General features: G+C 45.4%; 10 protein-coding genes. 7 read left to right on the top strand and 3 right to left on the bottom strand.

The features are described 5' to 3' along the window. Window positions 1-37 precede the first annotated feature (37 nt). Window positions 38-1,357, bottom strand: coding sequence for an APC family permease (locus I8U27_RS14955; RefSeq protein ID WP_181753504.1), 1,320 nt, complete (start codon window positions 1,355-1,357; stop codon window positions 38-40). 212 nt (window positions 1,358-1,569) lie between these two features. Here I8U27_RS14955 and I8U27_RS14950 point away from each other — a divergent pair, with 212 nt between their 5' ends. The 3 genes from I8U27_RS14950 (at window position 1,570) to I8U27_RS14940 (ending at window position 6,796) form a co-directional block, all read left to right on the top strand. Further along, window positions 1,570-2,490: a LysR family transcriptional regulator gene (locus tag I8U27_RS14950; RefSeq protein ID WP_181753502.1), complete on the top strand. Its 921-nt coding sequence runs from the start codon at window positions 1,570-1,572 to the stop codon at window positions 2,488-2,490. Window positions 2,491-3,306: 816 nt separating this feature from the next. Then, window positions 3,307-5,091 carry an ABC transporter ATP-binding protein gene (locus tag I8U27_RS14945; protein WP_181753500.1) on the top strand — a complete coding sequence of 595 codons (1,785 nt, stop codon included), beginning with the start codon at window positions 3,307-3,309 and terminating at the stop codon, window positions 5,089-5,091. Beyond that, window positions 5,060-6,796 carry an ABC transporter ATP-binding protein gene (locus tag I8U27_RS14940; RefSeq protein ID WP_181753498.1) on the top strand — a complete coding sequence of 579 codons (1,737 nt, stop codon included), beginning with the start codon at window positions 5,060-5,062 and terminating at the stop codon, window positions 6,794-6,796. Before I8U27_RS14945 ends, I8U27_RS14940 begins: the two co-directional genes overlap by 32 nt. 37 nt (window positions 6,797-6,833) lie before the next feature. Here I8U27_RS14940 and I8U27_RS14935 read toward each other — a convergent pair whose 3' ends face one another. After that, complete coding sequence (locus tag I8U27_RS14935; protein WP_181753496.1) at window positions 6,834-7,916, bottom strand: PQQ-dependent sugar dehydrogenase; 1,083 nt, start codon at window positions 7,914-7,916, stop codon at window positions 6,834-6,836. A gap of 181 nt (window positions 7,917-8,097) precedes the next feature. Between I8U27_RS14935 and I8U27_RS14930 the strand changes: the two genes are divergently transcribed. The 4 genes from I8U27_RS14930 to I8U27_RS14915 all read left to right on the top strand — a co-directional run bounded on the left by I8U27_RS14930 (window position 8,098) and on the right by I8U27_RS14915 (window position 12,012). After that, window positions 8,098-9,423, top strand: a complete 1,326-nt coding sequence (locus I8U27_RS14930) for an anti-phage deoxyguanosine triphosphatase (protein WP_181753494.1) — start codon at window positions 8,098-8,100, stop codon at window positions 9,421-9,423. Window positions 9,424-9,870: 447 nt separating this feature from the next. After that, window positions 9,871-10,215, top strand: coding sequence for a hypothetical protein (locus I8U27_RS14925; RefSeq protein ID WP_181753492.1), 345 nt, complete (start codon window positions 9,871-9,873; stop codon window positions 10,213-10,215). Window positions 10,216-10,270: 55 nt separating this feature from the next. Further along, window positions 10,271-11,047 (top strand): carbon-nitrogen family hydrolase, encoded by a 777-nt coding sequence (locus I8U27_RS14920; protein ID WP_232345533.1) that lies wholly within the window; start codon window positions 10,271-10,273, stop codon window positions 11,045-11,047. Window positions 11,048-11,223: 176 nt separating this feature from the next. Beyond that, window positions 11,224-12,012, top strand: coding sequence for a transporter substrate-binding domain-containing protein (locus I8U27_RS14915; protein WP_181753488.1), 789 nt, complete (start codon window positions 11,224-11,226; stop codon window positions 12,010-12,012). A gap of 347 nt (window positions 12,013-12,359) precedes the next feature. On the opposite strand, the gene gndA is transcribed toward I8U27_RS14915, so the two are convergent. Continuing rightward, window positions 12,360-13,775, bottom strand: a complete 1,416-nt coding sequence (gndA, locus tag I8U27_RS14910) for an NADP-dependent phosphogluconate dehydrogenase (RefSeq protein ID WP_181753486.1) — start codon at window positions 13,773-13,775, stop codon at window positions 12,360-12,362. Window positions 13,776-13,833: the final 58 nt, after the last annotated feature.

The raw sequence follows: 13,833 nt of genomic DNA, 5'->3' as shown, positions 1-13,833 counted from the left end.
CCATTTTGATAAGTGTCTTTTTTACTCTTAAATAACTTTAAGTTCGTTCCATCTTCATGTCTTTTTTACAAGATGCCGCCACTGCTGCCCGATTGGGATTTTTCGATTTTGAATACCGGTAACTCAGCCAGACAAAGAGGGCAATCATCGCCGGATACACAATAGCCCAGCCGGTAAAGGGGAAAACAGCTGCCGTTAATATCAGGGAGATCCAGCTGATGCGGAAGCCCCAGCGTGAGTTTGCCAGCAGGCGGACCCCGGCGGCACATCCTGCAAGATAAGTCAGGATAAATGTAGCATTCGGCAATTGAATCAGAGTGGTGAGAGAAATCCACCCTGCTCCGTACAGAGTAATGATCATAAGGAAGCAGACAGCCAAAAAGGTGAGTCCACCAACAGGTGTGGCATATTTTTTCGATAAGCGGGCGAGGGCCGATGGTGCGTTTCCGTCACGGGCAATTGCATACGCGAGACGTGAAGCAGCTCCCACATAGGCGATAACTGTAGCTGAACAGATCAGGAAACTGGTTGCCCCGGCCAAAATACTACCACCCCAGCCAAACATCTGGTTGATTACTTTCACCAGAGCAACATCTGACCCCATCTCTGTACCGTAACTTTTTGTACCAACGGTGGCAAAGGCGGTTAGGAAATAAAGCAATCCCACAACGGTTGAGGCGATGATTACACCTCTGACAGAGTCTCGTTTCGGATTGACGAATTCCTCGGAAAGGTGGGAGACGGCCTCCCAGCCGATAAAGCACCAGAAGAGGATGGAGGCAGCCTGACCGACACTGATCCAGCCAGCCGGCATAAACGGAGTGAAATTTCGCGATTCAATGTGGGGGACGGAACCGATGATGGCCAGAAGTAAAACCGCCACAATGCCGACAATGATGGTTACCTGAATTCGCCCGCTCAATTTCATTCCCCTGTAGTTAACTGTCAAACCGATGAGTAAAATGGCTGTCCCAAGAATGATTACCTCAAAATTCCCCCACCCGAGGGCAGCGCTCAAATAACCTGCCCCGGTCAAGGCGGCCACAGGTGCGCCGATCACCACGGACATCAGAAAGAACCACCCGGCATAGACTCCGGCTTTTTCACCAAATGCCCGCGAAACATAATGGGCCACTCCCCCGGCATGGGGGTACGCGGCGGCAAGCCAGCCCATGACCAAAGCCATAGGCAGCATCCATATGACCATTGCACCCCATGCCAACAGAGAAGCAGGACCGGCCATTTCGGCAGACATTCCCGGCACCAGTAAAATTCCTGAACCCATCACTGCTCCTATATATAAAGCCACGGCTTGCGGCAAGCGGATCGTTCGCTCCAGTTCCTGCTTTACTTTCATCTTTGTCTCTCCTCTCAACTTTGTTGGATAAAATAGAATTTTTTGTGCTTTGGCGAAGATATTGTCCCCTGGTTCGTTGAAAGAGTTTCTTTAAGGCTGGACTCTGTCAGGAGGATTTTTCTGTTTTTATCTTACATGAAGATGAATATATCAGTAAAATAGATATATAAAATCATTTAGATCGATATTTTCGATGGAAAGGGAGAGACAGATTGGAACTGAAAAATCTTCTGACGTTTAAGGTGGTGGCTGAGCTTAAGGGGATTACGCGTGCCGCAGAGCATCTGGGGTATGCGCAATCCAGTGTAACCGCACAGATTCAGGCTCTGGAAGAAGAACTGGGAGCCCCTTTGTTTGACCGGCTGGGCAAAAAAATAGCTCTGACTGTTGCCGGTGAACGGTTGTTGCCATACGCGGTACGGATGCTGGAAACCCATGAAGAAGCAAAAGAGGCGGTTCGTTCTCAATCGATCCCCGGCGGTACTCTTATGATCGGCACCCCTGAATCACTGGCCTCTTTTCGCCTGCCGGCGATCATTCAAGAGTACAAACAAACGTTTCCGCAGGTGAAGATCATTCTAAAACCGGGGTACTGCTGGGAAATGAGGCAATTGGTACGAAAAGGGGAACTGGATATGGCTTTTTTGATGGAACCGGATGTTTCCGAAGAGAGTGACATTCATTTGGAATCTCTCATCACTGAACGGATGGGGATCATTGCCCCTGCAGATCACCCATTGACCCGCTTAGAACGTGTGGAAGCAGAACATTTCAAACAGGAAACTTTGCTGTTTACGGAAATGGGATGCAGCTATCGCACGATTTTTGAACAATATTTGCGAACAAATGGAATCCAAGCCGACTCGGCGATTGAATTTTCCAGCATTGAATCAATTAAAAATTGTACCTATGCCGGGGTAGGGATTGCCTATTTGCCTCTCATCACGGTGAGAAAAGAGATCGCAGAAGGGAAACTGGCGATGTTAAACTGGGATGACCGCCCTTATCGCGTGACAACAAAATTGGCGTACCACAGGCGAAAATGGATTTCTCCCGCTTTAAACGAGTGGATTGGCTTTGTCCGAAAGCATGCGGAAAAATGGAGGAAAAAACAAGAGGAGTACGTGAATTGATTGAGAGAAGGAGGAGTCATAGACCTTGTGACTGGCACAAGATCTATGACTCCGCAAAGCAACACAATTCCATGCGGTTACCGTCGAGGTCAAAAAACCAGAGCCATTTGACATCTGATTCATCAAATGATTTCACTCAATGTACCCCCATGGTTCAGCAAATGTTGCCTTGCTTTTTCAATATCTGAAACATAGAAGTTTGGACATGAAAAACCCTGCTTTCTTTTTCCGGGCCAGCTTCATCCTGTATGGATCTATGTAAAACTTTGCACAGGCAAGGATGTCGTGCATATGGCAGATAAGGAAGAAGGGATCGGGATTATTTGTGTTTACGGATTGGAAACAAATGTTCTGAAATCAGAATACTAAATACCCGGGTCGTTGTCATCTGTTTATGGGATTGGGAACATACGTTTGAAATTGTATGCGCAATTTTGGTATAATTATTTAGAGTCAAAAAGTATTGTTTCAGGCTTATTCGCTACTTAACATATTTTACATAAATTTTTCTTTACAAAATTGCTTATTTTATGTAACATTAGACTCGCTAAATAATGAGGATGGGAGGTCTATGTCATGATTGATATCCCGGCAATGGGCTTGGATCGGCTTTTTGTTTATTCTTCAATTTCATATCGGCGTAGAGCTGCCTCCGCATGCGATTTTGAACGAAAGGGATCACCGACCCTCGAAGATCTCAGCTGAGACTCGGTGGCTGGCTCCATATGGCTGCTGTGGTTGGAAAAATACGGTGAAATAGAGAAAGAAGCCATAGGATGCCAATGGCTTCTTTTTATTGTGAAGGAGTGGGGAATTTTGAGTATTTTTAAAGACTTATGGTGGTTTTTTAAGTTGGAGAGGAAAAGTTATATTCTGGGGATCCTCACTCTTTTGGGAATCGCTTTGCTGCATCTGTTTACTCCTGTTGCCGTCCGTGTCATTGTTGACAAGATGGTTGCGGATACACTGACGTTGAACGATCTGATCTTTTGGTCTTCACTCAGTTTGCTCGTCGGAGTTATGGCTTATGGTTGTGGTTTCTTGTGGCGGATCATGTTGTTCGGGGCTTCAAACCGTCTGGGAAGACTGCTGCGGAATCGCCTGTATAACCATTTTACAAAAATGTCGCCACAGTTTTTTCATAAACGCCGGACCGGTGACCTGATGGCCCATGCGACCAATGATATCCAGGCAATTGTCATGACGGCAGGAGATGGCGTTCTCACGTTGGCGGACTCGATCATCACAGGTGGAATTGTTGTTTTCACCATGGCTTTTTTTATTGATTGGAAATTGACGATTATCGCTTTAATCCCGATGCCTTTTATGGCCTGGGCGACGAGCAAATACGGAAACATGTTGCATAAAAGGTTTCATAAAGCGCAAGAAGCTTTTTCAATCACTAACGATAAAGTACAGGAAAATATTTCAGGTGTCCGGGTCATTAAAGCATTTGGACAAGAGGAACATGAAAAAAAGGAATTTAAAGAGCTCCTCGATGATGTGGTAGACAAAAATATTGCTGTCGCCCGTGTTGATGCGCTGTTCGACCCTACGATCATCCTGGTGGTGGGGATTTCATTCTTTCTTACGGTTGCTTATGGTTCTGTGGGTGTTGTGGAGGGAACCCTTTCCATCGGGGAACTTACCCAATTCACGATTTATCTTGGTCATCTGATCTGGCCGATGCTCGCCTTCGGTTGGTTATTTAACATTGTGGAGCGGGGGAGAGCCTCTTATGACCGTGTTGACAAGCTGTTAAATATTCAGCCCGATATTGAGGACCAACCAGATGCAATCGACCGGGTGCCGTCGGGGGACATCAAGTATCAGTTGAAGTCCTTTATTTATCCTGAAAGCCGGACGCCCGCGCTACAAGATATTTCTGTGCATGTAAGACGGGGGGAAACATTGGGAGTTGTCGGCAAGACAGGAAGCGGAAAAACCACATTCTTGAGGTTACTGCTGCGCGAATTTGATGCCGCTCCCTCAGCGATCTCGATTGGCGGGGTTCCCGTGACAAATATGAAGCTGCTGAAGTTACGGGAGGCGATCGGCTACGTACCACAGGATCACGTGCTGTTCTCGGCAACAGTGGCTGAAAATATTGCCTTTGGCAAACCGGATGCCACACGTGATGAAATTGAAGAGGTCGCCCGGCTGGCTTGTATTCATGAAGACATCCTGCATTTTGATCAAGGGTACGAAACAGTTGTGGGTGAGCGCGGTGTAACGTTGTCGGGCGGTCAGAAGCAGAGGATTTCCATTGCCCGTGCCCTGTTGCTGAATCCGGAAATTCTTATTTTGGACGATTCCCTCTCCGCAGTGGATGCGAAAACGGAGCATGCCATTCTTGAAGCGCTGCGGAAAAATCGGACCAATAAGACAACGCTGATCTCTGCCCATCGTTTGAGTGCCGTGGAGAAAGCGGATCATATTATCGTTTTGGAAGAAGGACGGATCGCAGAACGCGGAACACATGAGGAACTGATGAAGCAAAACGGCTGGTACAAAGAGATGTATGAGCAACAACAATTGGAATCTCTCGTGATGGAAGGGGGCGGAACATTTGGCCATCAAACGGCTTCTCCGCTATCTTAAAACCTATAAAAAAAGATTTTGGATTGCTTTTGCCGCATTATTGGCGGCAACGGGGGCAGATGTAGTCAGTCCGCTCATTGTCAGTACCTTTATTGATTATCATCTTGTTCCGCGCAACTTTAACCGGGAATCACTCCTGCTTTTTGGCGGGGGGTACTTGCTGTTACAATTTATTTCAGCAGGGCTGCACTACTACCAGCTTCTTTCCTTTCAAACGATTGCTCAGTGGGTGATTAGGCAATTGAGAATGGATGTCTTCGGCAAGGTGCAGCATCTGGGCCTTTCCTTCTTTGACCGCATACCGGATGGCTCGCTGGTTTCACGGATTACCAACGATACGGAGGCGGTAAAAGATCTATATATCAATGTATTGTCTTCGTTTATGCAAAATATGGTGCTTTTGATCGGCGTTTTTATTGCCATGTTTGTATTGGATGTACAGCTGGCTTTGTGGTGCCTCTTCCTGTTGCCGGTTGTTTTTACCATCATGCAGTGGTACCGCCGCTTAAGTTCTAAAATATACCATATTTCGCGGCAGAAGCTAAGCCAGATGAATGCCAAGCTGAATGAATCCATCCAAGGAATGAATATGATTCAGTCCTTGCGCCAGGAGGAGCGGATGCGGCAAGAATTTGGGGCCTTAAACCATGATCATTACCGAGCGGCGATTAAAAACTTAAAATTGTTTGCGTTAATGTTGCGCCCTGCGACGCAGCTGCTGTCCGTGATTACGGTGGTGGTTGTCCTCAACTTCTTTGGCTTTCAATCGTTCACCGGTGCTGTTAAAATTGGTGTGTTGTACGGATTCTTAAACTTATTGGACAGGATCTTTGAACCGATTAACCAGATGATGATGCGGCTGTCACAATTGCAGCAGGCGATTGTTTCCGCTGAACGGGTGTTTGAACTGTTGGACCGGACCGAGTATGCTCCACAGAAGCAAGGAGATGGCAACCCGGTGATTACTTCGGGGCGGATAGAATTTGATAATGTCAGCTTTTCTTATGACGGCAGGCATGATGTGTTAAAAAATATATCGTTTGTGGCCGAACCGGGGCAAACCGTCGCCCTTGTCGGGCATACGGGCAGCGGAAAGAGTTCGATCATCAATTTGCTTATGCGCTTTTATCCTGTCGAACGGGGAACGATTAAGATTGACGGACAACCGCTCAACTCCTTTGACGACAAAGAATTACGCGCAAAGATCGGTTTGGTGTTGCAAGATCCATTCCTCTTTGTCGGAGACGTGAAAAGCAATATCCGTTTGCACAATAAATCGATTTCAGATGAACAGGTGAAAGAAGCGGCTCAATTCGTCCAGGCGGCTCCGTTTATTGAGAAACTGCCGGGGGGATATGATGAGCCGGTCGGGGAACGGGGAGCAACCTTTTCCAGCGGCCAGAGACAGTTGATCTCCTTTGCCCGCACGATGGCGATGAATCCCAAAGTGCTGGTATTGGATGAGGCTACAGCCAGTGTTGATACAGAGACAGAGGAAGCAATCCAATCCGCGCTGGAAAAAATGAGAAAAGGACGCACAACCATCGCCATCGCACACCGCTTATCTACGATTCAAGATGCTGACCTGATTATCGTCTTGCACCGTGGGGAGATTGTAGAAAGAGGAACTCATCAGGAGTTGTTGGCCAAGCAGGGGCTTTACCATAAAATGTATCTGTTGCAGGCATACGGCACCGCGTCATAATTACGGTGCCGTAATCTTTCTCCGGGCAATGCAGATATCATGGTAGTTTGATTTTCAATAAGCGGTCATCTGATTCTTCGGGAACACCTCTGCCATCTGTGTTGTTTGTGAGTATATAGAGTTCGTCGTCTAAAATATAAACATCACGAAATCTGCCCATCCCTTCCAGGACAGTTTCTGCCTTTTTGGAGGATGTTGAGAATCTTAGCAGCTGTTGACCCCGTAAAGCGGCTACATAAATCTGCTTCTTTTGATCAATGGCTATGCCTGAGGGAGCCCAGGTGTGATCCCCGGAATGATACAGGGGAGAAATCATCTCTCCTTTCTTCTCATCCCCGATCATTTTGGGCCAGCCATAGTTTTTCCCCGATTTGATGAGATTAATTTCATCATGCCCGCCCGGAACAGTGCTGGGTCCGTGTTCCGAGCTGTACATGTTTCCGTCCGCATCCCAGGCCAGCCCCTGAGGGTTACGGTGGCCGTAAGAATAGACATAGGAATGGGGAAATGGATTATCTTCAGGGATTTCCCCGTTTAATTTCAGGCGTAATATTTTTCCGGCCAGGCTTCTGACATTCTGGGCCAACTCTTCTTGTCTCGCATCTCCGGTTGTTATGTAAAGGTGCTGGTCAGGCCCGATTGCCAGCCTTCCGCCATTGTGAAAGACGGCACCAGGGATTTTATCTATTAATGTTTTTGTCTCTGTCCACAAGCCGTCAGCTTCCAATTCTTTGATCATGATCACCCGATTGTACGTCTGCCCGTTTTCCCTGTACGTATAATAAGCATAAGCGAGACGGGATTGAGCAAAGTCCGGTGCCAGAACAATACCAAGAAAACCTCCTTCCCCTTCCTCATAAACCAGATGTTTTAATTTTAATCTTTGGCGTTCAGAGTTTCCTTGATTAACTTTGACAATAGTTCCGGATCGTTCACTGATGTAAAAAGTTCCGTCATGAACAGCGATTGACCAGGGAGTTCTCAGCTTTTGGGCAACAGTCTCTGGTTTAAGGTCCGGAATGCCTGAAATCTCCTCCGCTGCCGGGGGTTCGGAGACGGGTGTACAGGAAGCCAGTGTGAAAACCAGAGCAAATAGGAAGAGGGAGCGAATAACTCTCATGTAATTCTCTCCTGTCAAAATATATTTGATGATGTTTCAAAAGAGGTATAATCTCTTTTCATTATATCTTGATCTATCAGATGATTGAATTTTTCCGCTTGTTGAATAACAGGTTTTCAGAAAGTACAGTGATTGACTAAATATTTTTGATAAGAATATTATTTTAAGCGGGGGGATTCGTATGATCATCAGGCCAGTGACAAAAAATCGTTTATATCTGCCAGCGGATGTTGAACGGAAAAAAAACTCTGCCTCAATGAATGACAGAGATGCTCGGGATTCTTTTGAAAAAGATTATGGGCGTATCGTCCACAGTGCCGCTTTTCGCCGTTTGCAATCGAAAACACAGGTAATCGGCTTGGATGTAGGAGATTTTCACCGTACCCGTCTGACCCATTCGATGGAAGTGGCGCAGATTGCCAGGGGAATCGTGATCCATCTCAATGCCAATCACCCTGTATTTAAAGAAGATTATGCACTGGACGCGTCTCTGATTGAAGCGGCTGCATTAGCTCATGACTTGGGGCATCCTCCTTTCGGGCATCGGGGAGAAGAGGCATTGCATAAATGTATGCAGCATTACGGCGGATTTGAGGGAAACGCTCATACTTTCCGCATTCTGACCCGTTTGGAAGGTGATAAGGAGAATGGGCTTAATTTGACAAGGGCGCTTCTTTTATCAATTATGAAGTATCCCATTCTCTTGGATGATGCTGTCTGTCCCAAGCAATATGTAAAGCAGGGAAAGGTGCATCCCCCTAAAGCCAGTGCTTTTCTGTGTGACCAAGAGGCGTTTGCCTGGACACTGGCTTCCTTCACACAGGAAGAAAGAGAATTTTTCATGAAAACGATAAAACCTTCGGACCGGCATCTGCAAACGATCAACAAAACATTGGAATGCTCTATCATTGAGTTGGCCGACGATATTGCGTATGGTACGCATGATGTTGAAGATTCAATTAATCTCGGTCTCATACGCATTGCCCAACTTAAAGAGCTGATGGACCCTGTCTACAGGAAAAATAAGTACCCGGAATTAATACATGCGTTCAAGGAACTGGATCAGTTAGACCCTGATCAGGACCAATTGAAATATCGTTTAAAGAAAATATTTTCTGCGATCATCTCCACCCTTATTACCCGTCTTTGCGTAGAAATTAGAAACAAACCTGTGTCCCCGCGCCTCAAGTATCAAGTCCAACTTCCGCCGGATCTTCGTCTATTGTTGGACCAGCTGAAACAATTAGTGGTTGATAAAGTGATTGATTCGCAAAAAGTGCAAACGGTAGCCTGGAAAGGGAGTTATATTATTCAACAGCTATTTGAAGCCTTTATGAATGAGCCTAAATTATTGCCGGAAAATGACCGCAACCAAATGGAATTCACTTTCTCCGACGAAGAGAGGGCACGAATTGTCTGTGATTATATTGCCGGGATGACTGATTCCTTCGCCATGAAAATGTATGCCCGTCTATTTGGGCAAAGCCGCAACTTTTTTGATTACTGAAAGGTTGTTGTATTCTTTTCTGTAACCCTGAGTCTGCCGGAAAGAACAAAAGGGAGTCGATTTCACGCGCTTTATGCGACAGCCTCGACAAAAATATTTTGTGATAAGGGCTTTCCCATAATGATTCGACAGATTTAGTGAAATCCCGACTCATTTTTCTACACGAAAATAAAAAATAAAAGAAGGTAAACGGGACTTGAAGGCGAAGGAAGATATAGTGTAGCTATAGACCGGGTAAAACGGAAAATACAATTTTGATTCTTTAAATTAAAAATAAATAAACTTATTTCGCATCTCAATTGCTCATTACGATCCTATAGGGTTTATGTAGCGCATATTTCTCCCCATAATAGAATTCATTTATTAAAATGAATTTTTATATATATTCTGTCGTTTTATGAAGTTCTCTGCGGATCAGTGTGAGATTTCCTCTGAGGTGGTGTAGGAATGGCATTGGAATTGGACACTCGTTCCAATGAATTGGGAGAAATTTTAAAAGTAGTCGATGAGAGTGTACGTTTATTAAACCACTTTTCAGACGAGAAAGGATTAGGTGTTGTTGAGACAATAAGTGAAAAAGTAGAATGGTCATTAGAAAGATTATTAGCGAGAAACTTGATAAAAAAACATTCACAGTTACACGAAGTGGTCTACTACCTTGATTTGGCGTGTTTTAGCTTGCTCCGAATGAACGGTGAATCATTTCATATCTATCTGCAGGAAGTGAATCAGCGGTATCGGGTCTTGCTGCGGGTGCTTTACATATCATATCGCCATGGAGAAAAAGTGTAGATCAAAACGATGTTACACCGGGGCCATGGTTTCTTTTTGGAAAGGGGTTTTCGTCATGAGGTTATCGTTGATCCAGATGGACATGGCTTTTGGCCAACCGGAGCCGAATAAACAACAGGTTGGGAAAATGGTACAGCAGGCAGCTCAGATTGAGAGTGCGGAGGTAGTGGTGTTGCCGGAACTATGGAATACCGCTTATGATTTGGAACGGCTGGAGGAAATCGCTGATACAGGGGAATTGCGCCAGTGGTTAGGGCAATTAGCCGGGGAGCACGGTATCTATTTGGTTGCAGGTTCCGTCGCTGTAAAAGAAGAGAGCGGAATCTATAACAAGACGTATGTATACCGGCCTGATGGCAAGGAGATTGCCAGCTATCGCAAAGTGCATTTATTTCGCTTGATGGAGGAGGAAAAGTACCTTCAACCGGGTCAGGAAAAGGCTTTTTTCTCTATTGACGGGCATTTGGCAAGTTCAATCATCTGCTATGACCTTCGCTTTCCGGAGTGGGTTCGTTCCCTTGCTTTACAGGGAATCTCGATTCTTTTTGTCCCGGCACAATGGCCCTCCCCCAGGTTAAATCATTGGCGGCTGTTGAATCAGGCCAGAGCGATTGAGAACCAGATGTATGTAGTGGCGGTTAATCGAGTCGGCGAAGGAGGAGGCAATCAATTTTTTGGTCATTCCATGGTGATTGATCCGTGGGGGAACGTATTGATTGAAGGCGGGGACGAGGAGAGCATCTTGACGGTGGAGATTGATCTGTCTGAAGTTGAGCGTGTACGCAGAAAGATTCCTGTCTTTGAGGATCGCCGACCAGAGTTATATCTCTAGCAGATAAAAAACTGCATTCCGGGGAATGCGGTTTTTTCTTTTGACAGGGAACACAAAAATAAAGATTTCATATATAGATTGACAGTTGTTCCATAGATCGTTAATATAAAAATGCTAATATAACCAAAAACCTACCAATAAAGTAGGATATAAACAGAGAACAGGAGAGAGTTCTAATGTTTACATTTAAACCTGGCATATGGATCGCGATGGGTCTGGCAGTGTTCATTTTGCTATCCGGCTGCAGTGTCAATAAAGAAGGGGTACTTTTAAGCAAGATTAAAGAAAGAGGAACATTGCGAATTGGTACGGAAGGGACATACAAACCCTTCAGCTTTCATGATGAGAAAACAGACCAGCTCACAGGATTTGATGTAGAGGTGGCACGGGAAGTCGCGAAGAGAATGGGTGTGAAAGCAGAATTTGTGGAAATTCCCTGGGATGGGATGTTGAGCAGTTTACAGACAAACAAAATTGATATGGTTGCAAACCAGGTCGGAATCAAACCAGAACGAAAGGAGAAATTTGATTTCTCCAATCCTTACACGGTCTCTTACGGCCTAATCGTTGTTCACAAAGACAACCAGGAAATCAAAGGGGTTGAACAGGTCAAAGGCAAACGTGCCGGCCAGACACCTACCAGTAACTACGGAAAAATGGCAAAAGAAGCAGGTGCCACCATTGTCGCCTATGAAGATATGATGGGCGCGATGAAAGATGTTGCCGCTAAACGAATCGATTTCAGCATGAACGACCGATTAGCGATTGCGGAAATGTTAAAAGAAACCCATCTGCCTTTAAAAACAGTAGGCGAGCCGATGGAAAAATCGGAAAGTGCTTTTCCGGTGCCGAAAGGAAACCCTGATCTGGTCAAAGAGATAAATAAAGCTCTTGAAAGTATGAAAAAAGACGGGACACTGGGTAAAATCTCCGAAAAATGGTTTGGCGAAGATATTTCAAAATAATAGACGAAGGTTTCCCTGTGTTTCACGGGGAATCATTGTGGCATCAAGGGGCGCCACTTTTTTTATGGATTAGATAGTCGTTTCCCAAACAGGCCGCAGAAGTAGGATTGAGTGATGTAATCCTTAAATAGGAATGGATGTAGCTGAGACCGATTTTGGGGTTATTTGCCCATTTTTGTACTCTATAATTTTTTAGAAAAGGAGGCAGCTTTCTACGAATTACAATGGACAAGCTCAAAATCCATGGGGTCGGAGGGAGGAGCTGGGTCAGATAGTTCTCTGGATATCCCTCCGGTATAAAACGAAGGCCCACCTGCTGCCTCTGATGGGGCCTTCGTTTTGGAAAATTATTTTTCCAACCAGTTGGTATGATAAGTTCCTTCTTTATCCACCCGTTGATAGGTATGGGCACCAAAGTAATCCCGTTGGGCTTGCAGAAGGTTGGCCGGTAGTGTTTTTGACCGGTAGCTGTCAAAATAGGCCAGGGCACTGGAGAGCGCGGGAACGGGTAAACCGTTGACCACAGCGGTCGCGATTACTTCTCTCCACGCTTCCTGGTAATTTTCAATCACTTCTTTAAAGTACGGATCCAGCAATAAATTTTTCAACTCCGGATTTCGGTCATAGGCATCTTTGATATTCTGTAAAAATCTGGCTCTTATAATACAGCCGCCTCTAAAAATCATGGCAATATCGCCGTATTTAAGATCCCAGCCAAACTCTTCGGAAGCAGCTCTCAATTGGGCAAATCCCTGAGCGTAAGAACAGATTTTACTGGCATAGAGGGCTTTTCTGATAGATTCAATAAATGCTTTTCTGTCATAAACAACGGTGTTGGGAAGTGTCGGCCCTTTTAACAGCTGACTGGCTGTCACTCGCTCTTCTTTCATCGCGGAAAGAAAACGAGAATAGACCGATTCCGTAATGATGGACAGAGGAACCCCAAGATCGAGAGAACTTTGGCTGGTCCATTTTCCGGTCCCTTTTTGACCGGCCGTATCCAAAATAACATCTACCAGCGGCTGATTCGTTTCCGGATCGACTTTGCTAAAGATGTCAGCGGTAATTTCAATCAGATAACTGTCCAGCTCTCCTTGATTCCACTCAGAAAATACCTCATGCAACTCCGAGACGTCCATTCGCAAAATGTGCTTGAGTAAATGGTAAGTTTCACAGATTAATTGCATATCCCCATATTCAATTCCATTGTGGACCATTTTTACGTAATGGCCAGCTCCGTCAGGTCCGATATATGTACAGCAAGGCTCTCCGTTTACTTTGGCTGAGATTGCTGTGAGAATCGGCTCTACCAGTTGATATGCTTCCCGGTTGCCGCCAGGCATGATGGAAGGCCCTTTGAGTGCACCTTCTTCCCCGCCGGAGATACCTGTCCCAATAAAATGGATTCCTTTCTCTTGCAGTTCATGATGTCTTCTGATCGTGTCCTGAAAGAAGGAGTTGCCGCCATCAATAACAATATCTCCCTCAGTCAGGTATTGTTTAAGTTGCATAATCATATCGTCGGTCGGTTTTCCGGCTTTAACCATCAAAATAATTTTTCGCGGCTTTTCCAGGGAGTGAATAAACTCCTCCATTGTATAAGTTCCAACTAAATTTTTCCCGGGCTGTTCTTTCAATAATTCCTCCGTTCTCTGCGGAGACCGGTTAAACACAGACACGATATAGCCTCTGCTTTCAATATTCAGAGCCAGATTTTTTCCCATAACAGCCAGGCCGATGACCCCGATTTGACTTTTTGGCAACATGATCCCCACCTTTTTTCATTCACTTCAAAAATATTTTCTGAGGCGGTTGGTTTCG

Source organism: Paenactinomyces guangxiensis, assembly GCF_016055185.1.
Classification (GTDB): domain Bacteria; phylum Bacillota; class Bacilli; order Thermoactinomycetales; family Thermoactinomycetaceae; genus Paenactinomyces; species Paenactinomyces guangxiensis.
The sequence above is the reverse complement of the archived record's forward strand: the minus strand, read 5'-3'. Positions and strand labels throughout refer to the sequence as shown.